The 20,027-nt window shown below is 43.7% G+C and carries 20 protein-coding genes; 12 read left to right on the top strand and 8 right to left on the bottom strand.

Annotation, left to right across the window (positions count from 1 at the left end):
• Positions 1–18 precede the first annotated feature (18 nt).
• On the bottom strand, positions 19–525 hold the full coding sequence (locus Q9312_RS17010) for a TIGR03546 family protein (protein ID WP_309202054.1): 507 nt from the start codon (positions 523–525) through the stop codon (positions 19–21).
• 73 nt (positions 526–598) lie between these two features.
• Positions 599–1,279, bottom strand: a complete 681-nt coding sequence (locus Q9312_RS17005; RefSeq protein ID WP_309202053.1) for a TorF family putative porin — start codon at positions 1,277–1,279, stop codon at positions 599–601.
• Positions 1,280–1,442: 163 nt separating this feature from the next.
• Here Q9312_RS17005 and egtB point away from each other — a divergent pair, with 163 nt between their 5' ends.
• Together egtB and egtD are read left to right on the top strand one after the other, a co-directional pair.
• On the top strand, positions 1,443–2,768 hold the full coding sequence (egtB, locus tag Q9312_RS17000) for an ergothioneine biosynthesis protein EgtB (RefSeq protein ID WP_309202052.1): 1,326 nt from the start codon (positions 1,443–1,445) through the stop codon (positions 2,766–2,768).
• A gap of 10 nt (positions 2,769–2,778) precedes the next feature.
• Positions 2,779–3,747, top strand: coding sequence for an L-histidine N(alpha)-methyltransferase (gene egtD / locus Q9312_RS16995; RefSeq protein WP_309202051.1), 969 nt, complete (start codon positions 2,779–2,781; stop codon positions 3,745–3,747).
• Between the two features lie 28 nt (positions 3,748–3,775).
• Here egtD and Q9312_RS16990 read toward each other — a convergent pair whose 3' ends face one another.
• Positions 3,776–4,684 (bottom strand): transcriptional regulator GcvA, encoded by a 909-nt coding sequence (locus tag Q9312_RS16990; protein ID WP_309202050.1) that lies wholly within the window; start codon positions 4,682–4,684, stop codon positions 3,776–3,778.
• A 249-nt stretch (positions 4,685–4,933) separates the two neighbouring features.
• Here Q9312_RS16990 and Q9312_RS16985 point away from each other — a divergent pair, with 249 nt between their 5' ends.
• The 3 genes from Q9312_RS16985 to Q9312_RS16975 all read left to right on the top strand — a co-directional run bounded on the left by Q9312_RS16985 (position 4,934) and on the right by Q9312_RS16975 (position 8,388).
• Entirely contained in the window at positions 4,934–5,224 is a 291-nt protein-coding gene (locus Q9312_RS16985) for a hypothetical protein (RefSeq protein WP_309202049.1), read from the top strand.
• Between the two features lie 337 nt (positions 5,225–5,561).
• Complete coding sequence (locus Q9312_RS16980) at positions 5,562–6,488, top strand: arginine deiminase-related protein (protein WP_309202048.1); 927 nt, start codon at positions 5,562–5,564, stop codon at positions 6,486–6,488.
• 154 nt (positions 6,489–6,642) lie between these two features.
• Complete coding sequence (locus Q9312_RS16975; protein WP_309202047.1) at positions 6,643–8,388, top strand: protein kinase domain-containing protein; 1,746 nt, start codon at positions 6,643–6,645, stop codon at positions 8,386–8,388.
• A 33-nt stretch (positions 8,389–8,421) separates the two neighbouring features.
• Here Q9312_RS16975 and Q9312_RS16970 read toward each other — a convergent pair whose 3' ends face one another.
• The 3 genes from Q9312_RS16970 to Q9312_RS16960 form a co-directional block, all read right to left on the bottom strand.
• The gene (locus tag Q9312_RS16970; protein WP_309202046.1) at positions 8,422–9,609 is read right to left on the bottom strand and encodes an FHA domain-containing protein; all 1,188 of its coding nucleotides are present in this window, start codon (positions 9,607–9,609) and stop codon (positions 8,422–8,424) included.
• A 94-nt stretch (positions 9,610–9,703) separates the two neighbouring features.
• On the bottom strand, positions 9,704–10,966 hold the full coding sequence (locus tag Q9312_RS16965; protein ID WP_309202045.1) for a DUF819 family protein: 1,263 nt from the start codon (positions 10,964–10,966) through the stop codon (positions 9,704–9,706).
• Positions 10,967–11,060: 94 nt separating this feature from the next.
• Positions 11,061–11,531 carry an Mpo1 family 2-hydroxy fatty acid dioxygenase gene (locus tag Q9312_RS16960; protein WP_309202044.1) on the bottom strand — a complete coding sequence of 157 codons (471 nt, stop codon included), beginning with the start codon at positions 11,529–11,531 and terminating at the stop codon, positions 11,061–11,063.
• A gap of 81 nt (positions 11,532–11,612) precedes the next feature.
• Here Q9312_RS16960 and Q9312_RS16955 point away from each other — a divergent pair, with 81 nt between their 5' ends.
• From Q9312_RS16955 to Q9312_RS16940, 4 genes are all read left to right on the top strand, one after another.
• Positions 11,613–12,395 carry an SAM hydrolase/SAM-dependent halogenase family protein gene (locus Q9312_RS16955; RefSeq protein WP_309202043.1) on the top strand — a complete coding sequence of 261 codons (783 nt, stop codon included), beginning with the start codon at positions 11,613–11,615 and terminating at the stop codon, positions 12,393–12,395.
• Positions 12,396–12,504: 109 nt separating this feature from the next.
• The gene (locus Q9312_RS16950) at positions 12,505–13,062 is read left to right on the top strand and encodes an RNA polymerase sigma factor (protein WP_309202042.1); all 558 of its coding nucleotides are present in this window, start codon (positions 12,505–12,507) and stop codon (positions 13,060–13,062) included.
• Positions 13,052–13,711: a zf-HC2 domain-containing protein gene (locus Q9312_RS16945; protein WP_309202041.1), complete on the top strand. Its 660-nt coding sequence runs from the start codon at positions 13,052–13,054 to the stop codon at positions 13,709–13,711. The genes Q9312_RS16950 and Q9312_RS16945 overlap by 11 nt, the downstream gene beginning before the upstream one ends.
• Before the next feature lie 118 nt (positions 13,712–13,829).
• Positions 13,830–14,726, top strand: a complete 897-nt coding sequence (locus Q9312_RS16940) for a hypothetical protein (protein ID WP_309202040.1) — start codon at positions 13,830–13,832, stop codon at positions 14,724–14,726.
• A 149-nt stretch (positions 14,727–14,875) separates the two neighbouring features.
• Here the strand turns inward: Q9312_RS16940 and Q9312_RS16935 are convergent, their stop codons facing one another.
• The gene (locus Q9312_RS16935) at positions 14,876–15,751 is read right to left on the bottom strand and encodes a prenyltransferase (RefSeq protein ID WP_309202039.1); all 876 of its coding nucleotides are present in this window, start codon (positions 15,749–15,751) and stop codon (positions 14,876–14,878) included.
• 168 nt (positions 15,752–15,919) lie between these two features.
• Between Q9312_RS16935 and Q9312_RS16930 the strand changes: the two genes are divergently transcribed.
• Positions 15,920–17,839 (top strand): tetratricopeptide repeat-containing diguanylate cyclase, encoded by a 1,920-nt coding sequence (locus tag Q9312_RS16930; protein WP_309202038.1) that lies wholly within the window; start codon positions 15,920–15,922, stop codon positions 17,837–17,839.
• Positions 17,840–17,916: 77 nt separating this feature from the next.
• Here the strand turns inward: Q9312_RS16930 and Q9312_RS16925 are convergent, their stop codons facing one another.
• Entirely contained in the window at positions 17,917–18,291 is a 375-nt protein-coding gene (locus tag Q9312_RS16925; protein ID WP_309202037.1) for a hypothetical protein, read from the bottom strand.
• A 280-nt stretch (positions 18,292–18,571) separates the two neighbouring features.
• Between Q9312_RS16925 and Q9312_RS16920 the strand changes: the two genes are divergently transcribed.
• Both Q9312_RS16920 and Q9312_RS16915 read left to right on the top strand, forming a co-directional pair.
• The gene (locus Q9312_RS16920) at positions 18,572–19,048 is read left to right on the top strand and encodes a peroxiredoxin (protein WP_309202036.1); all 477 of its coding nucleotides are present in this window, start codon (positions 18,572–18,574) and stop codon (positions 19,046–19,048) included.
• Positions 19,049–19,235: 187 nt separating this feature from the next.
• Entirely contained in the window at positions 19,236–20,027 is a 792-nt protein-coding gene (locus Q9312_RS16915; protein WP_309202035.1) for a DODA-type extradiol aromatic ring-opening family dioxygenase, read from the top strand.

The raw sequence follows: 20,027 nt of genomic DNA, 5'->3' as shown, positions 1-20,027 counted from the left end.
CCTGTTATTGTTGGTTCACTAGGCGCTTAAAGACTGGTAAATTTTGTAAACCTTGGTGGACTTTAAAATACTAACAATCCGCCACTGATCAAATCGGGCTTTTAATTTCGAGCGATACAATCGAATCATGCCGACGCCTCCCCAATACACTGGCACCAAAGCAACAATTGACAATAATAACGTTGACAGTGCTAACGTATTATTAAGCGCCAATGCTTCACCTATAGGAGATCCATAAAGCGCTTGCCAGAACTCTTTTAACGACGGTAACGTTAAAAGCCATAATCCAAATTGATTTAACCAGGGATCGAAAAGCCATGCTAATAATGCAAATAATGCACTGAATAAAATAAACGCCGATAAATTAACTCTTAACATCGCCACTAAAACGACCACAGCCCATTTAGCAACGCTAAACAAAGGCAACATCGCAAATACAAATGCTAAAGCAATGGCCCACCCAACAGCACTAGGTGAGTCTTCTGAGTTTAATATTTTCAATAGCTTTGCTATGACAGTTAACACAGGCTTGCTCCTTTATCCCGAAAAAGCACGGTCACCCAATATGGCCGTGCTTTTCAACAACCATTAAACCATTTTAAAACTGATAACTGGCGGTAACAAATATTCGACTGTCCGCCGTGTCCATTCGTTCAATATCGGTATCACTGAAGGATAGCTTAAAATTAATATCTCCGATATTCGTCCAAGCGTCGAAACCAACTAATGAATAATTATCGAGTACATTGCCATCGATCGAGTAGCGGCCAACATAGACAGCGGTTTTGATGACATCGTGTAACGGCAAATTGAATCGTCCTTCAACATACGTCGCCGCCTCGCTCGTTCCATAATAGTCAGCCGTGTGGCTTAATGTCAGCTCAATGAAGCGTTTGTAATCTAATACTAGATTAGCCTCCAAATAATCACTATCGCCTCCGGCCTCATCAGTAAACACGGAATAGGTTAACTCGGCAGTATAGCTAAAATCTTCATTCAATTTATCTTGATACCCTGTTGCAAACTCTAACTCCAAATTTCCGTTAAATGGCGTTTCTACTTCTGAAGCGAATAATTCAACGTACCAATTTTTCGTCGGTTTAAACTGAAATTTCGCTTGAACGGCTGGGTCTTCTCCAGTCTGGCTAATACCTCGATAAACATAATCACTTGCTACGCCCAGCTCAAACTGCACGGGTAATTTTTCTGCCGCAGCAAGGGTATTCACATAAATAAACGCGTTCGAGAATACTATTGCGACTAATACCTTATTCATCATTGTCATACTCATTTCATATTTATTTAATAGGCTGTCATTTTAACGAAAAACTCAAGGGTATGATAAATCTTTCTCGCAATTTTGTAACAATAACCTATTCACAGACTCTTGATTGAACACTTGTATTTTTTTCTCCAACGTTTATGCTACTAAACCAATCGTTATGAATGATCTATCTAACGCTAAATTCGATAACCTTCTCGCCTCTCTTTTTACTGAGTCACGAGAATTTAGCCTTGCATTGTGTAAGCCTTTAGAAATCGAAGACTATGGTTTACAAGCGATGGCTGAAACCAGCCCGGTCAAATGGCATTTAGCACACACCAGTTGGTTTTATGAAACCTTTGTACTCAAGCCCTTTGCACACCATTACCAAGAGTTCCATCCGCTTTATCACCACCTTTTCAACTCTTACTATAATGGCGTAGGTCAGCCGTTTAAACGGCCAAATAGAGGTTTACTTTCTCGACCAACTGTTCAAAAAGTGCTGGAATACCGTTTGTACATCGACCAAGCCATTCAAGCACTATTAGAGCAATTAGCAAGCCACTTTACCAAACATCAACAAGAACAAATAAAGCAGCGAATTCAATTAGGCATTCAACACGAGAAACAACATCAAGAATTGATGTTAACGGATTTAAAATATAACTTTTTTCAAAATCCGTTGTTGCCAGAGTACCAACATAAAGCCAATGAGTTAATCCATGCTGACATTTCACCCGCGACACTGACTAATTTCGACGACTATACATGGCTTAGATTAAAAGAAGGTCTTGTCGCCATTGGTCACAACGACGACTCTTTTTGTTTCGATAATGAGACACCGAATCACCTTTCTTGCATTCCTGCAGCAGAAATAGCCAATGAATTAGTCAGCAATGCTCACTACCAAGCATTTATCGAAGACGGAGGGTATCAAAATGCCGATCTTTGGCTTTCTGATGGCTGGGATTGGGTCAACACCCACCATCAAAAACACCCTCTTTACTGGATAAAAGAAAACGCTGACTACTATGAGTTCACCTTGTACGGAAAGCAAAAACTTAACTTAAGCGCACCAGTATGCCATGTAAATTTCTATGAAGCCGATGCGTTTGCTCGTTGGTCTGGTTGCCGATTACCTACGGAATTTGAGTGGGAAGCCTATGCCAAAAGTATGACTGGGCAGCATGCTCGAGAGGCCGATCTCAATACGGAACAAAACAACCATAAACAGCCGATTTATCACCCCAATAGCTGCCGCCAGAACTCGCTGTTTCAACAAGTTTGGCAGTGGACGCAATCAAGTTACGCTCCTTATCCCGGGTTTCAACCTGCACAAGGGGCCATTGGTGAATATAACGGCAAATTTATGTGCAACCAGATCGTACTTCGAGGCGGTAGCTGCTTTACTCCAGTTGCTCAATCTCGCACTACCTACCGAAACTTTTTTTATCCTGAAAGTTGTTGGCAAATGACCGGCATTCGATTAGCAAAGCAGCATTAAAGGAAAGCAAATGAATCAAGCGGTTAAGAAAGAACGAATTTACTATTACGAGCAGCATAAGATTGTCGATAACTTTGCCCAGGAAATTCATTCTGGACTCAGCCAGACGCCCAAACGTCTTTCGCCAAAACACTTCTACGATCAAAAGGGCTCCGAGTTATTCGATCAAATATGCCAACTCGAAGAGTATTACCCGACTCGAACAGAAATCGCTTTACTCACCGAACACGCGAATGATTTTTCTCAATTGATGGGCGAGCAAAGTATTTTATTTGAGCTTGGAAGCGGCAGTAGTTTAAAGATTCGTATACTGCTTGAAGCTCTCAAACCGAGTCGCTATGTACCGATGGACATTTCCAAAGAACATTTGATCGCATCCTCAAATCAGCTTGCAAAAGATTATCCTTGGCTCGAAGTTCATGCCAATCGTGTCGACTACTCTCAACCTTGGGAAGTTCCTGATTTTGGCCCTGGCCGCTACAACGCATTTTTCCCCGGCTCAAGTATAGGTAACTTTGAACCTCAGGCCGCGGTCAAATTATTGCAACAAATAGCACAACTGGTCGGTCGACAAGGCGGATTGCTTATCGGTGTCGATTTGAAAAAAGATAAACAGCGCTTGGAAGCTGCTTATAATGATAAGAAAGGAGTGACTGCGGCGTTCAATTTAAACCTTTTGCATCACATTAATTCTCGAATAGATTCCGATCTCGACGCAACAAACTTTAGTCACACGGCCATTTATAATGAGCCTCTCGGTCGCATAGAAATGCACCTTGTTAGTCAATGCTCACAATCTTTTCGCATTGGCGAGCACTGCTACAGAATGCAAAAAGGCGAAACCATTCATACTGAGAGCTCGTATAAGTACGCTGTTAAAGAATTTCATCAGTTAGCCAAGCTTGCGGGCTTCTATCCCGAAAAAGTATGGACGGATACCGAGCAGCTATTCAGCATTCACTATTTGAAAGTACGCTAATTACGCCTTAAAAGTGCGAGAATTACCGTTAGAATAGTGACTCCAAGGCCTGTTCTTGAGCGACCGTTTCGATGATCCAATCGCGAAACGCTTTAATTTTTGGCCGCTCGGCCCACTCTTCCGGGCACACCAAATCGTATTTAAAATCGCTGGGTAGCACAATGTCGAAGGGACACACTAATCGTCCCGCTTCGATTTCTGGCTGAGCCAGCACGTTATGCCCAAGTGCGACCCCTTGCCCATGAATAGCGGCCTGCATAACCATACTAGAATGAGAAAAAACCGGTCCTTTACGCAAATCAACCCCCTTTACTCCTGCCAGACGAAGCCATTCTCGCCACTCTTCTGTTGAAGCATCATGCAACAGCATATGGTGCTTGAGATCTTGGGGATCACTTAAGGGTCGCTCACCATCAAGCAAAGCTGGAGAACACATAGGCGTTAAAAACTCGTTTAACAAGGTGTCAAATCTCATACCTGGGTAATCGCCTTTCTCGTAGTAAATGGCGACATCGATATCGTCCTGAAAGAAATCGACTTCGCGATCGGTTGCTTTCAATCTCACCTCGATATCAGGATAAAGATAATTAAAGCGAGATAATCTAGGAACCAACCAGACGATGGCAAAGGTTGGGACCACACTGATGTTTAATGCCCCGGCCGCACCTTGGGCTTTAAGTTGCTCTGTCGCAACGGCTAATTTTTCAAAGATATCGCGTATTTTAGGCCAGTAATTTTGCCCGTGGTCAGTAAGCATTAACTTACGGTTCTTCCTTATAAATAACTGTACTCCAAGAAAATCTTCGAGCCCTTTTATCTGATGAGAAACGGCCGCTTGGGTCACGAATAATTCATCGGCAGCACGGGTAAAAGAAAGATGCCGAGCAGCGGCCTCAAAAGCTCGTAAACTGTTTAAAGGAGGTAATCGACGGGCCATGTTTTTTCCATTAGTTTTTCTAATGCGAAACATTATAAATGATCGTTTGAAGCATTGCAGCATAATCCGTATTATTTTCACCGTTCCCGAACGGCAAGATAGTTCTTCGCTAGGTCTAACGGAAAAAGACCGAAGATCGCCGACCCTTGGACCTCATTGATGCGAGGCAACCAAGAAAATAAGGGTAAAGGTTTTTAGGTATTTGTTAGCGCAATGATCCGAACATTCGACGGAGTGAGGTTTAAAGCCATGAAACAGTCTGCAAGTTTTTTTACGCTTTTAACGATTTTTGTCTCAGGTGTGAGCTTAAACACACAAGCACAGGGTTTACCCGCTGCTGAGTTTGAAACCAACCTAGAAAAGCAGTTCGCCCGATTAAAGGCAGAAGCTTTGGTTGAACTTCAATACGAAGTAAAAGCTAATATCCAAGCGTCTAAAATAGGCTACTTGGGTACGGTTGCTAAGCCAGAAGCAACTCAATCAATACTGGCCGAACAAGCGCAATTGATGTTCGACAATTTGGTAAAATTGGCCGATTAATCATCGCAGTAAAGTTTCCGGTGAGAGCGTAAGCTCTAACCAAGAGTGAGTAGCTCTAAATTTTATCTGTCCCAACAGTGATTGATTAGCGCAGTCAGAGCACCTCCTACCCCTTTTGGTCCTATCTGGCTCGACTTTTTGCTAATATTAGGCTTACCTCTCGGTAAGCCTTTTTTTTGCCTCGAGTTTTTCCTCTAACAGCACTCAGTTACAAACCGAGTATGCTCGCTTCCAAAAAATACTTTCACTGCCTTCCGAGCAACCATTTCTAGAGCTTTACCAAATATGCTATAAAGCGACCTTCAGATTCAGCCTCGTTTCTCATTAGGATATGTATATGAGTCACCCACACGTTACCAGTTCACTCATCATGTGCCGTCCAACATCGTTTGGCTTCAATACTCAGACCGGTGCCGACAATGAGTTTCAACACAAACCCAAAGCCAATGCGCAAGCAGTCACCCAACTTGCTCTCGCCGAGTTTGATGCTGCCGTCACTGAATTAGAGAGTAAAGGATTAACCATTTCAATCCTTGAACACGCTGCAGAGACTGAGCTTCCTGACGCGGTGTTCCCAAACAATTGGTTCACAACACATCCTGATGGCCAACTGGTTTTATATTCCATGAAAACCCCAAATCGCCAACAAGAGGTTTGCCCTGATAAGCTAACACGACTGCTTCATACCAGTGGATTTCAATTCCAATCCATCACTCCAATGGACCGCATTTGCAATGGCACCTTAGAAGGGACCGGCGCTATGGTGTTTGACCATCTCAATAAGCTGGTGTACGCCGCTTTATCGGAGCGCTGTGAACACAAATCTTTATTGGCCGTTAGCGACTTTCTGGATTATTCACCGATAGCTTTCGAGGCGCTCAGTCAGCATGATCAGCCGATTTACCATACTAATGTGATGATGAGCGTAGGAAAGCAATTTGCCGTTGTATGCCAGCAGAGCATCACCTCCGACTCGAAGCAGCTGGTGCTTAATGAATTGCTTGCCAGTAATAAAAAGCTAATCGATATTAGTTTTGAACAATGCGAGTCTCACTTTTGCGCCAACATCATTGAAGTGATTAATATTAAAGGCGATCCATTAATCCTTATGTCGGAATCTGCATACAAAGGGTTTACGTTGTCGCAACGCCGCCAACTCGAACAGTTTGGAGAGCCCGTCATCTGTTCGATCCCAACGATTGAGCAAGTGGGCGGTGGAAGTTTGCGCTGCATGCTTGCGGAAAACTTCTTACCGAAGCAATAAGTCTGGAGCTTTTCACGATGCTATAGGGAGAAAAGCGATGCTCTTTATTGCTCGATGGTCTCGCTTGAATACCCTACTCAACGAATTTCAAATTTGGGGAACTTTGAAAATATTGTCTAGACTATAAGCATAATAAACAAAATAACCATCGCTTATGGAAATTGCTGGCTATCGACTGGATCGACAAATTGGTGAAGGAGGCATGTCCGAGGTTTACTTGGCCGAGCAATTATCTTTAAATCGTCAGGTCGCGATCAAGTTTCTCTCTGAACAACTATTAAACCACCCGACTGCGAAAAAGCTTTTCGAAAATGAATCGTTAATCGTTGCTCGCTTAAATCATCCTAAGATCATTCATGTTATCGACAAGGGTGTCACTCAATCGGGCAAACCTTACTTTGTTATGGAATATGTGGCAGGCACCACCTTACACGACGTAGTGCAAGAACAGTCAGTATCCGCCACACAAAAACTCAACTACATCATTCAAATTTGCCGGGGACTCTCTTTTGCTCATCGCAACGGGATCGTTCACCGTGACATCAAGCCAGCGAATATTATTATCGACGAAGAAAACAATGCTCGTATTCTAGACTTTGGAATCGCTGCATTATTTGCCGATGAACGATTTAACGCCACCGGCTCGGATAAAGTCTTAGGTACCGATCGCTACATGGCTCCCGAAGTTAAAACAAGCGCCTATAACGCGAGTATATTAAGCGATATTTACGCACTCGGTGCCTTGATGCTCGAAGTGTTTAGCGAAGATTTCACCCAACCATTAACACTAACCACACTTGAAAAAGCCGACATTCCAAAACCCATAAAGCCGATCATTGCACAATGCCTAGCCGATAAGCCTGAGCAACGCCCAACCGCTGCAGCGGTTATCGAAAAGCAGTGTCTGCATATTATTAAAGGAGCGCACTTAGCAGCTTCTCAAAAACAAGCCGCTGAAAAAGATGTCGCAGCGCTGAATAAAAACTTCACTCTGTTAGAAGTTTTCAATGAAAATGAGTTTGGCTCGGTTTATTTGTATGAGCGAAAAAACAGTTCCGAACTCATGGTCATCAAAAAGCGAATCAATGACACCAGCGGACTAAAAGAAGCGAAACTTCTCGCCTCACTGAAGCATTCAAACATTATCAATATACTTGGCACGGCTAGCAATCAAAGAGCTTTTATTGTGGTCATGGAATATTTAGATGGAGGGTCGCTTGCAGATCGACTGATTCAACCATTTTCTCTCGAAGACTTTTACCCCATCGCAGAAAAGCTCTTAGAAGCCTTAGAGTTTGCCCATAAAAACCGAATTATTCATGGGAATATTCGACCGTCTAATATTTTATTTTCGCAACAAAATGACGTTAAGTTAAGTGACTTTGGATATCGAGAGCATTACCTTCAAGACGAGCAACCCAGCAATTGGTACCTTCCCCAAAAGCCTGAGCCAGCCGCCAATACTCTGGATTTATTTGCCATAGGCGCGGTGTTTTATCACATGTTAACAGGGGCTCCCATTGCTTGGAAAAATGGGCAAATCACCTGGACTGAAGAGTACTCAAAACTGCCAAAAGATTTGCAGCAGCTCCTATTGAAACTACTGGCCCTCGATCCTGACTATCGGCCAGCCAGTAGCAGTGAAGCCTTGGCGCAATTGAAACAACTTCGCAACTCACCGGGTAACGCTCGTCGTATCCGTCCTCGTCGCGCGCTGTTCTCCAACTATCAAAAACCAGCGGCATTAGGGTTCTGGGGAGTGCTGAATCGAGTTTATTGGACCATCGTCTTCGCTGCTGTGTTTACTTACAGTCAAATCTACTGGTTTTTGCCCGACGTTAAACAAGAAATTCATAAAATACTAAAGGAGCTATTGCTTTGGTGGGCTTCTAACCTGTGACCACTAAACGACGACTTACAAATAAACGCGTTGCTATGAGGCACTAAAAAACGCCAATACCAAAATAATACCGACGCCGACGACCGCAACGCCAACAGCCACTTTGCCTAAGTCAAACTCCTTCTCTGGCGACTTAAAATGATAAGACTTAGGAGTCTTACCCTCACATTGGAAAATTAAATCCATTCCACCAATGCGCACTTCATCACCCTCAACCAAAGTAGCTCGAGTGGTCATTCGGCCATTCACCAAAAGTCCGTTAGCGGCTCCATTATTTTTAATGTTCCAAAAACGTCCATTCTTGTAAATTTCAACATGCCGAGCTGACACGCTGCTATCATCGCGAGATAAGTGATGCCCTAGCATTCGACCAATCGGAGAGCCACTTGACTCAACTTCGTACACTTTGCCACGAATACTTTTCGATTTACCATGAAAGAAAGCTTTCTCTATGGGAATATCTAACGTTTGAGCATTAATTTCTGGTGGCGTCGGATATTTCGGAGTGTGTCGTTTCGCTTCTTTGACTTTCTCTTTGGTGTCTCTAATGGATGTATGAAATGCAGCCTGCTGCTTCTCGCTGGCTTCACCTGCAAAAATAACTTTAAAGCAGAACTCATCCACTCTTACTTCATCACCATTAACTAACTCAGCTTGAGCTAGTTTTTCACCATTGATAAAAGTGCCATTAGCGGACCCTAAGTCTCGCACTTTTAACACACCCTGCTCTAAAAATACTTCGGCGTGTTTCCTCGAAATATGCGGCATTGGAATGGCAATATCACATTGCGTGTCTCGACCGATGGTCAAAGGATGGTTAACTGGAAATAGTTGTCCTGAGAACGGCGCGGTTTGTGCTTGAATCAGCCAATCACTCAACGACTCTCGAACTTGTGTTTTCTTCGCGGGTACTGGTGCTCGTGGTGAACGACCTAACAACGGGTCGACCAGCTCCAACTCCGTTTCACCAATAAGAATGACATCCCAAGCTTTCACTTGAATCGTACTGGCGATCAGCGAGCCATTAACAAAGGAGCTTTTAGTGGGCGCAAGGTGAGCAAACTCAATAACGTTATCGTTAATTCTGAGCTCCGCGTGCTGCGGCGCTACCTTGTCGGATGCAATGACAATGGTATTAGAAGGGTCGCTACCAATAGAAATCAGAGAATCCACCAGCCACATATCTGGCCGAGACTTATCTCTGAACTGCAGCTTTAACATCCGTTTACTTCCTCTGTCAGGGACTTAAATCAGTGAACCACCCATCTCAACTGATACGTGACTATTCTAAATTTTAAAAGGATTCTAACCTATTTTAGGTCACTGGCGCAGCCATTTGCATTAAAACACCACATATCCAAGCTGCATAAGTACCTAATGCATAACCAAAAACGGCCAATAATACACCAACCGGCGCAAGTGCCGGGTGAAAAGCGGATGCGACGACCGGCGCTGAAGCGGCTCCGCCAACATTCGCTTGGCTCCCTACCGCGATAAAAAAGGTTGGTGCTTTGATCAGTTTTGCAACCAACAATAACAACCCAGCATGAATCGAAATCCAAATAATACCAACAATAAAGATGTCCCAGAATTTAGCCACCGCTGTGAGGTCCATTTTCATACCAATCGACGCCACCAAAATATAAATAAAAATGGAGCCGACTTTGGATGCGCCCGCCGCCTCGAGATGACGAGCCGGGGTAAATGAAGCTATCAGTCCTACCGTTGTCGCAATAACAATTATCCAAAAGAACTGACTGGTCAAACTGAACCTGGCTAAACTAGGAAAGTTTTGGCCGACCCACGGGGCAATTAAGTCAGCGCCAAAATGCGCTAAGCCAGTCGCACCTAACGCAAGGGCAAGCATTAACATAAAGTCGTTTAACACAGGAATGCGTGCGTGCTCTCGATGAAAATGCTCAACCTGTCGACGAACGTCATCGATGGCAGAGGCATCGGCACCGCGCTTTTTATCCAGCTCTTTGGCATTGCCCGCCATCACTAGTAAAACCGCCATCCAGATATTGGCGACAATAATATCGACCGCGAGCATCGATGAATACATATCACTCGGGACTTTCCATATTTCATACATGGCAACTTGATTAGCGCCACCGCCAATCCAACTGCCCGCAATGGTTGTTAGCCCACGCCAAATTTCATTTGGATGAGCACCACCCACCGTTTCAGGACTTACGACCGATACGATTAATATCGCCAAGGGTCCTCCAATCACAATGCCCAATGTTCCGGTTAAAAACATAATTACCGCTTTAGGACCAAGTTTGCGAATTTTATCGAGGTCGATGCTGAGCGTTAGAAGCACCAGACTTGCGGGTAATAAAAATCGCGAGACTACATAATAAATGTTTGAGCTATCGCCGGAGATAATGCCAAACGAATTGAACAGTGATGGAATTAAATAGCAAAGCAACAATGCTGGTACATACTTATAAAAACCTTGGCAATAGCGATTTGAACTATTTGAGGTATAAAAAACGAAGCCAAGACTTAGAGCCAAGATACCAATAACAACACCATCACTGGTGATAAGTGGAGCTGAACCATCTGCAACCATAGCGTCTTCTTTTTATTGGTTTTTAAACACTAGCGCGCTGCGCTAATACTACTTTTGAAACTGATGTTGATGTTGACGAAATAACGAAAAACTCTTACGCAAATTTAATACCTAACTTTCGATAAACAAAACCCAGAAGCCACGCGGGCCCCACAAGTAGATAAAACATATCTTTAAAAAAGGACGGCTTTTTTCCCTCAATATGATGACCGATAAATTGCCCAATCCATGCCACCACGAAAACGGCTAATCCCACTTGCCACGCTGCCCAAGGGGTCGCGCTTGCGGTAAGCTGACAAAGCCAAGTGGTTAATGCTGCAACGGCCAACATGCCTATGCCAATCGACCATGAAATCACAAAATAAAACAACATGAATACGGCAAGTAACACCGTTGTCCAATTCACCCACGGTGACACCTGCATAAACTGCGGTACTGGTAGCGACCACAACATCATACAAACGCTCCAAAAAATAGCCGGAACGCAGATCCAATGTATTAACTTATTGGTACGATTTTGATGACTTTCACCATACTCGCTGAACCATTGGCTGGCAGTTTTCATGGGTTCACCCTACTATAGGAACATATTGATTCACTATACCATTGATAGTTCAGGATTAAAAAGCACTACAATGAGGAGACTATGGCTCATCACATCACCCTGCTAACCGACTTTGGTAGCCAAGATGGTTATACCGCAGCGATGCGTGGTTACTTATTGACTCATGCGCCTTCGGCAATGGTTCATGAAGTCAGTCACGATATTACGCCGCAAGACGTCTGGCAAGCCGCTTTAGCGCTGAAGCGCTACGCTCGTCAATTCCCCAATCCATGTGTGCACTTAGTGGTGGTCGATCCGGGTGTTGGTTCAGAGCGACAAGCCTTGGCATTGCAAACCAGCCAAGGCCATTGGCTCATCGGCCCAGATAATGGCGTTCTCTCGCTGGCGGCAGAAACTTACTCCGATATTACCGCTTATGCCATAAAGCCCCAGACGCCATGGTGGCGAAAGCACTCAAGCTTTGATGGACTCGCTTTATTTGCACCAGCCGCCGCCAAGCTGTGTGACCAGAATGCACCGCTCGAAGATATGCTCGATCCATTGAGCCAATACCATCAATTAAGCTACCCTGTCCCAGAGCTTATTGGACAACAACTCATCGGACAAATCGTGGGTTTTGACCGATTTGGTAATGCACTAACCAATATTACAAAGGCCGATTTGCCTCAAGGACAACCACTGAAAGCATTTTGTGGGCACTTGCACTTTCCACTTTGTGAATTTTACTGTGCGGCAGAGGCCCATGGTCGATTGGCCCTGTTCAATTCTGATAATGTATTGGAGCTTGCTGTATATCAGGGCTCTGCCCAATCTGAGCTGCAATTAGAGGTAGGACAAAACCTGTCCATTTCACTGGCTGACTAGAAATTTTCGATGTTTGACTCGATATTTTCAATTAAATGAAAATAAACCAAACTTTTTCGATCGGCTTGACGACTAATGAGATACCAAACGTAAACTGACCGATGAATTTATGCTCTTTAATGACAGCGACCAGCATTTAATTGACAAAGCCCTCAGCGGCTCCGAGCGAGCTTGGGTCAAACTGGTGCGTCGCCATGAAACCAGAGTCTACAACTATTGCTTGCGGCTTTGCGGCACATCAAGTGATGCGATGGACTTAATGCAAGAAGTCTTTCTTGCGGTCTATCGCAACTTACCTAGCTTTCGTGGCCAAAGCCAGTTCATTACTTGGTTATTTCGTATTGCAGCCAACAAGTCTACCGACTGGTTACGCAGTCGCCATCGAGTTCCTACGCTTGGTGCAGAAGAAATACATCCAAATCACAGTGTGACAGAGCAGTCGCCACAACATCATGTGCAAACCATGCAAGGTAATGCACAGATCGTCGCTTCGCTGAATGAGCTACCTCAAGAACAACGATTAGTCGTCGAATTAAAGTTTTTTCAGCATTTTACGTTCGAAGAAATTGCCAGCCAAATTGGCATTTCTCAAAGTACGGTAAAAACTCGTTTATACGCCGCCCTTAAAAAACTTAAAGGGCAACTGGAGGTGCAAAATGTCGTGTGATCATCAACTGATTGATCAGTATTTATTTGCTTATCTGGACAGCACTCTTGATCCTGCAGCTTCGCGCGCTTTTGAGCGCTGCATCGATCAATGTGAACATTGCCAAAGTCTATATTTGAGTGCACTGCAAACGCAGGCTATGCAGCAGCAATGGCAAGAACAGTCACCGCCCAATTGGCATCGAACTCGCTATGCGGTTGCATCGAAGCGTCCAGTAAAATGGAACTGGTTAAATGGCATGTCCTTTGCGACGTCGGCTTTAGCGTTGATGTTAGTGCTATTTCGAGTGGAGTTTATATCAACTGACGCAGGCTTCAGTGTTAGCTTTGGCGGAAAAGGATCACAACAGCAAGTCGCTGAACTGGTTGAATCGAAGTTTAATGATCTTGCGGCACAACAAGTCAGTTACATTGACACTCGTTTTGAAGAGCAAAAGTTGCAGCAAGTCAATGACAACCAACAAATGTTAACAACCTTGATGGTTCATAACCGTCAGGAACGACGTCAAGATTTGAATACTTTAATGACCAGCTGGTTACAACAACGCGACATTGATCAAAAGAAACTTAATCAACGTGTCGACTATGTTGTTGAAAATCAGATTGAGAACAACAAGGCCATTAATCAAGTATTAAAAGTTTCAAACTGATCTCACCGACTGTAAACACCAAACGTTTAGACAGCTCGCGTACTAAGAGAACAGTTATTTAAAGCAGAGGATTTACCCTGCAGTTTTAACAGTAAAGGTTTTTTGGAGGCAGTATTTTATGAATTTTAAATCACTAGTTTTAGGCGGTTTGATAGGAACCAGTCTAATGACCTCTTTCAATGCATCGGCTGAAGATTATTCGAATATCAATAAAGATATGAAAATCATGAAAAAGATCATTGAAACGTCCATTTCAAATGGTAATCGCTACAGTAATCGAGTCGAAGCCATGTATCTCGCCAAGCAAGGTATGGTATTTAAATTAAACTCAACTTCCATCGTACCGCTTCCGGAGTTTGATGGAGACTGGGATGCTTGGGGCGAGTCATTGGGCGCGAGTGCACTCTCAGCCGTTCAAGAGGTCATTCCAGCCATGGCACCCATTCTTCCTGAAGAAGCTCGACTGGAAATGGAAGCTGAGTTAGAAGCGGGCATGGCAGAGTTAGATGGTCGATACAACGTCGAAGTCGCAGAAGAAACTCGTGAAGAACTGCGAAGAATGCGTGAAGAAGCCCGAGATCGTCGAGATGAGTATCGAGATCACTTACGAGAACTTCGCGAAATTGAGCGTGAACGCTATCGTGCAGAAAAAGATCGACGAGAAGAGCTTGAAAAGCAGAAGAAAGAAGTCGAGAAAAAAGTCGCTGAATACAAAGAAAAAATGAAAGAGTACGAAAAGAAGATGGATGAATATCGCAATGCGCGTAAAAAGAAAGTCGCTGAACGAAAAACATCTATCGTTAAAGAAACAGTGACTGCTCTGTGTGACTACAATGCGTCATTGCGCTCTCTCGATAATGATGAGTACGTTACGCTTATCTTCGAAGGTTTTGCAGAGTCTCGAGGTGCGAATGACAAAGTGTTCGTATTTCAAAAGTCAGACTTAACCGACTGCCGCAGTGATGAATCGGGTATTAAACGTTTGTTAAGTAAGGCAACGGAATACAATCAATAGTTTATCTAAGTGACCCTGCACCCCACTCAAAGCGTTAATTTCTTTTGATTCTTTGAGTGGGGCTTGACTATTTCAAACTCCGTACGGGTTACGTTGAAGGCGCTACATCGAATCGACAACTTTTGAATACCTCTCTTGTAAACGACAACTTACAAAGTCCAGCCTAACATCAGAGGAACTAGCAAAGTCGCAGCGACATTCGCCGCTAAATATTGCGGGTGTAAGCCTATCGATGCTCCGTACCTGATCGCACCCAACAAAGCATACCCAGAAAGCAATACGGGCAGTAATGAAACCATACTGCTCTGCGGTATCCACTCCAAAGCTACCGCAATAATAATCGCTCCACTCGCCATTAAAGCTTGTAAACCGTACACCCAGTGGCTCAACGTAAACCCGTAGACAATAGGAAACGTTTTTCGCCCAACTTGGTGATCAGCAGTCACATCGGGATACTGATTCAGAAGCAATAAGTTATTCACGAGTGAGAATGGAACCACCAGTAACAGACTATTGCGTAACTCCCATGATGCGCCAAAAGCCATCGCAGAGCCCATCACAACACAAACACCAAAGCCAACTCCCGGAGCGATTAAACATAACCAGGGGTGTTTATTTATCCATTGAGTGTAAGTTGCAATCAATATTACGCCTACCACTCCCAAAGGTAGAAGCCACCCATTGACTTGCCAAGCTAACCAGAGACCGATGAAAGAAACAATGACCATAGAAAGTATCGCAATGGCTAAGGTCAATGGCGCAGCGGCGTGATTATTCGGCAAAGCGCCGCTACCGCCACTAAACGGAGTTTTTTGAGTCAATGCATCAAGACCAGTACGAAAATCAAAATATTCATTAAATGTATTAACACTGATATGAGCTGCTATCGCAGCGACCATAATCATGCATAACAATGTCCACTCGAGCTCTTTTGGCGAGGCGATTTGTAATCCTAAGTATACGCATACCGGCGCTAATACTAAGAAGGGTGGTCGCGTTGAATGTAACGCTGCAATGAACGACATCTTACTATCCTCTAGTTGCCGAAGAGCTAATTATCGGTTGAATTCGTCCACTCATGGATGCCTTTGCTATACTCTTAACTCTAAAACTTAACTCTACTGCAGCCTTTGACGTTATCCAACTTTAAAATACATCCCCTTCGTTGCTTAATCTACTTTTGTAGCCTTTGTATGGCTCTTTTATCGACAAGCCTGATCCATGCCTTGGTTATGGCAGAGGATACGAAAACGTCTAAAGACACCCCATTACTTAGCCAGGCGAATATTGGCTCAAACACCGCTCAAGCGAATATTTATGACATCGAACTATCCTTTCAAGAGCGTTGGCACAAACTGACAACCGACGCTCAGTTGCATTATCAAGAAGAACTTCCTAACTTAAAACAACAACTCACTCAAATACCTAAAACTCAACCAAAACATTACGCCTATGCTGCACTGACGGTCACCGCATTGGCGCTCACCTTAGAGTTGAACGGAGAAGCAGAACAACAACTCGATGCTATCGAAGAGCTAATCACACAACTGAATCATCCTGCTTTTAATGCCTATTACTTTTACGAAAAAGCACGATTAAAATTTAATACTGCCGAGTACGCAGCGGCAACACAGCTGAACAACCAAGCGTTAAGAATTTATCAAACGCTCAATGCTCCCGTTAAAACGGCTGAAGTTTGGCTATTGAAAGGGCAAATTGAATATCACAAAGAAAACTATGACGAGGCTTTAACCTATTACTTAAAAGCTTACCAACAATTCAAAGATCTAAAACGTCGAACCTTGTTATCAACCACAGTTGCCTCTATTGCCCAGCTCTATACGAAAACTGGAGAGCACGCCAAAGCCATAGAGTACTATCAAGAATCGTTAACCCTAATTGATAATGAGCAGCAAACATTTTACGCCTCGGTTATCTATTTTAATCTGGGGGTGGCGCATCAAAGGTTGAAACAATACTCTCAATCTGAAACCTGGTTTAGAAAAGCGCTAGCGCTTAGTAATCAACTCAACGACGATATTGGAAAGGCGTATGTTTGGCGTGAACTGGGGCAAATTGCCGCACTAAAAAATGAGCATGCACTAGCCATTGACTACTTTGAGCAATCTTTTCAGATCATTTCGGCAAACAATGATCGTCGCATGATGGTCAGTATAACGATTGTTTTAGCAGAAAGTTACAGCGCCCAAGGAAAGCATCTTGTCGCGAAACATAAAATTGAAGAAGCGTTAAAATTAGCACGAGAAATCAAAGTTGAAGAAGCGGTTATAAAAGCGTTAAAAACTGCCAGCGAAATTTACGCCGCCAGCGACGATTATGTACGAGCGTATCAATATCAGAAGCAATACAACGAACAATTGGTCGGAAAGCATCAAAGAGAAAGTCAGCGCTCGTTAGATGAAATGAAGGTAAAGTTCGATACCGAGAAAAAAGAAGCCGAGTATTTGCTTCTACAAAAAGACAACGATCTCAAGCAACTCGAAATCGACAAGCAAGAAACACAAAAGAACTTACTGTGGGCGGTTATCGCCATGGCATTGATTACCACCTTAGCGGCCGTCGTGATAGTTTCCATTCAAGCAAGGTCCCGTCGCCGCTTTAAAGCGATGGCATTAACCGACGAGTTAACTGGCGCACCCAATCGTCGTCATATTCTCGAATACGCTCGTCGACAACTCGAGCTCGCGGAAGACTCCGGAAATAAATTGGCCATCGGCTTAATTGATCTTGATCGCTTTAAGTCGATTAATGACCAATACGGTCATGATATCGGCGATAAGGTTTTGCAACATTTCTATTCTCGCTTGAGTCAAACGCTACGCAACTTAGATCGATTGGGTCGCTTTGGCGGTGAAGAATGGTTGTTAGTCATGCCTGGAATCGATAAACAACAAATCGAAACCGTATACCAGCGGCTACAAGAGGCTCTCTCGAACTTTCATGTCGAAGGTCTTCCAGACATCCACCCCGTCACGTTTTCACTTGGCGTCGCTTACTTTAGCCCAAACAAAAGCCTTGAAACACTCATCAAAGAATCGGATGTTGCCGTTTACTATGCCAAAGAAGCTGGACGAAACTGCTGGCGAGATTAGCTTACGGCATTGAAACTCGTATACCATCGACATAAGTCAACACCGTTATAAATAAACACCGCTATAAATAAACATCACTAAAAGTAAACAATGACCCACTCCTTAGCATCACCGTCAATCGGCCGCCATACCGTTATATTTCTGATATCTCTTATTTGCAAAGCATTCGCGAAGCGACTATTCATTGACGGTGACATTTCAATACTGCAGTAAAAAGAGGTCCTAAGCTTACCTTCCGTGACATCTTGAAAAGAAGCACGAGTTAATAACGTTGCTTGTATCTTCTCGTTGGCCAAATCCAATAACGTCCGAGTCATGTTTTCAGCGAGTGAAGTAACACGATCAGTCGCCTGAGTTGAAGAAATCTGAATGGATGAATGAGTTAGCTCCGCCCGGCAAAGCGAGCTGATGGTGATCATTAAGAGTAAAGTCAAGGCTACCGAATATTTCATTGTGATATTTTCCAAACCCGCGTCAAATAGATTATCAACATTTCATTTTATTGTGAGGCAATACCGTAAACGATTTGATTCAATGTTTGGCGTTAGCGATAACTTATAATAAAAGCTTTTGGCACCAGTATGACTCCATACCAAGCACTTTAACGTAAATTAGTCTGGGCTTTCATACACAATGCTCTTACAATCAAATATCTTGTAGTCAGTTTTTTACACTCAAATTAATATTGGCAATATTTATTGCAAAACAATCAGTAAACATAAGGACTCGATCATGATTAAAGTTGGTGACTCTCTTCCCGAAGCAACCTTTCAGTTATTGACCAAAGAAGGTGCATCCAATCCGACCACCAAAGACTTATTTGCGGGCAAAAAAGTCGTTCTGTTTGCAGTACCGGGTGCATTTACCCCTACCTGCTCTGAAGCTCATTTACCCGGTTTTGTGGTCAATGCCGATAAAATTAAAGCGAACGGTGTCGATAGCATTATTTGCCTATCGGTCAATGACTCCTTTGTAATGAAGTCTTGGGGCGAAGCCAGTAATGCAGAAGACATCATCATGCTTGCCGACGGTGGCGCTGCTTTTACTAAAGCCATCGGTCTTGAAATGGATACCGGTGATTTTGGCGGCGTACGTTCACAGCGTTATTCAATGATTGTTGATGATGGCGTGGTCACTCACCTAAATGTTGAGCAACCGAAACAATTCGAAGCCAGTACTGCCGACGTCATTCTTCAGCAATTAGGATAACGTTTTACTCATTCGACAGTGACCTCGACGCTGCCGAATGAGTCGCCAACTAACGTACTGGCGACTGCCTCTTTCTCGAATAAAGAACGACCTCTCGATTTTTTCGTTTCTACCCTTCGAAAAATTAGCCACTTCATCGAACTCACATGGTCTAGTATAAAACTCTACCAATACGGAGTTTGCCTTCATGACTATTGCCTTTATCTCCCATGGCGGAGGCCCTTTACCACTGCTCGGCGACCCTGGTCACCAAGAGATGGTTGAACACTTAAACTATTTAGCGAAGATCATACAACGTCCTAAAGAAATTTTGGTGATCAGTGCTCATTGGGAAAGTAACACCTTCACCATCACGTCGGGTGCAAAACCCGACATTATTTACGATTACTATGGCTTTCCGAATGAAAGTTATCAGTTACAGTATCCGGTGTCTGGCTCCCCCGATTTAGCGTCACAGGTTCACTCGGCTATCAAAAATCAAGCGTTGCCAGCAACACTTGATGCAGACAGGGGTTTTGATCATGGTTTGTGGGTGCCACTAACCCTAATGTATCCAAATGCCGACATTCCTTGTGTTCAACTGTCTTTGCACGAGTCACTTGATCCCAAACTGCATTGGCAACTCGGAAAAGCACTGCAAGATTTAAATCGTCCCGACCGTTTGATTTTGGGTTCCGGCTTTTCATTTCACAATATGAAGGGATTTTTCGAACAGCCCTCAACAAAGGCCATGCAAGACGCAAATAGTTCATTTGAAACTTGGTTAACAGAAACGTTACTGACCAAGCCATTAAACGCTGAGGAACAACAATCACGACTATTCGACTGGTCGAGTGCGCCTGGAGCACGAATGAGTCATCCTCGTGAGGAGCACCTAATACCTTTACATGTCTGCTTTGGAGCCGCGCAACGATCGGCGGATGAGCACTTTGCGGTGTCTATTCTTAATCGCCAATCCAGTACTTTTTTGTGGCATTAG

It is taken from the genome of Pleionea litopenaei (assembly GCF_031198435.1).
Classification (GTDB): Bacteria; Pseudomonadota; Gammaproteobacteria; order Enterobacterales; family Kangiellaceae; genus Pleionea; species Pleionea litopenaei.
Note: the sequence above shows the minus strand (reverse complement) of the source record. Positions and strands in the feature narration are given on the sequence as shown.

Coding starts and splice junctions, on each gene's coding strand:
- Q9312_RS17005 (WP_309202053.1), bottom strand. CDS start 1,279: ATGATGAATAAGGTATTAGTCGCAATAGTATTCTCGAACGCGTTTATT.
- egtB (WP_309202052.1), top strand. CDS start 1,443: ATGAATGATCTATCTAACGCTAAATTCGATAACCTTCTCGCCTCTCTT.
- egtD (WP_309202051.1), top strand. CDS start 2,779: ATGAATCAAGCGGTTAAGAAAGAACGAATTTACTATTACGAGCAGCAT.
- Q9312_RS16990 (WP_309202050.1), bottom strand. CDS start 4,684: ATGGCCCGTCGATTACCTCCTTTAAACAGTTTACGAGCTTTTGAGGCC.
- Q9312_RS16985 (WP_309202049.1), top strand. CDS start 4,934: ATGAAACAGTCTGCAAGTTTTTTTACGCTTTTAACGATTTTTGTCTCA.
- Q9312_RS16980 (WP_309202048.1), top strand. CDS start 5,562: ATGAGTCACCCACACGTTACCAGTTCACTCATCATGTGCCGTCCAACA.
- Q9312_RS16975 (WP_309202047.1), top strand. CDS start 6,643: ATGGAAATTGCTGGCTATCGACTGGATCGACAAATTGGTGAAGGAGGC.
- Q9312_RS16970 (WP_309202046.1), bottom strand. CDS start 9,609: ATGTTAAAGCTGCAGTTCAGAGATAAGTCTCGGCCAGATATGTGGCTG.
- Q9312_RS16965 (WP_309202045.1), bottom strand. CDS start 10,966: ATGGTTGCAGATGGTTCAGCTCCACTTATCACCAGTGATGGTGTTGTT.
- Q9312_RS16960 (WP_309202044.1), bottom strand. CDS start 11,531: ATGAAAACTGCCAGCCAATGGTTCAGCGAGTATGGTGAAAGTCATCAA.
- Q9312_RS16955 (WP_309202043.1), top strand. CDS start 11,613: ATGGCTCATCACATCACCCTGCTAACCGACTTTGGTAGCCAAGATGGT.
- Q9312_RS16950 (WP_309202042.1), top strand. CDS start 12,505: ATGCTCTTTAATGACAGCGACCAGCATTTAATTGACAAAGCCCTCAGC.
- Q9312_RS16945 (WP_309202041.1), top strand. CDS start 13,052: ATGTCGTGTGATCATCAACTGATTGATCAGTATTTATTTGCTTATCTG.
- Q9312_RS16940 (WP_309202040.1), top strand. CDS start 13,830: ATGAATTTTAAATCACTAGTTTTAGGCGGTTTGATAGGAACCAGTCTA.
- Q9312_RS16935 (WP_309202039.1), bottom strand. CDS start 15,751: ATGTCGTTCATTGCAGCGTTACATTCAACGCGACCACCCTTCTTAGTA.
- Q9312_RS16930 (WP_309202038.1), top strand. CDS start 15,920: ATGGCTCTTTTATCGACAAGCCTGATCCATGCCTTGGTTATGGCAGAG.
- Q9312_RS16925 (WP_309202037.1), bottom strand. CDS start 18,291: ATGAAATATTCGGTAGCCTTGACTTTACTCTTAATGATCACCATCAGC.
- Q9312_RS16920 (WP_309202036.1), top strand. CDS start 18,572: ATGATTAAAGTTGGTGACTCTCTTCCCGAAGCAACCTTTCAGTTATTG.
- Q9312_RS16915 (WP_309202035.1), top strand. CDS start 19,236: ATGACTATTGCCTTTATCTCCCATGGCGGAGGCCCTTTACCACTGCTC.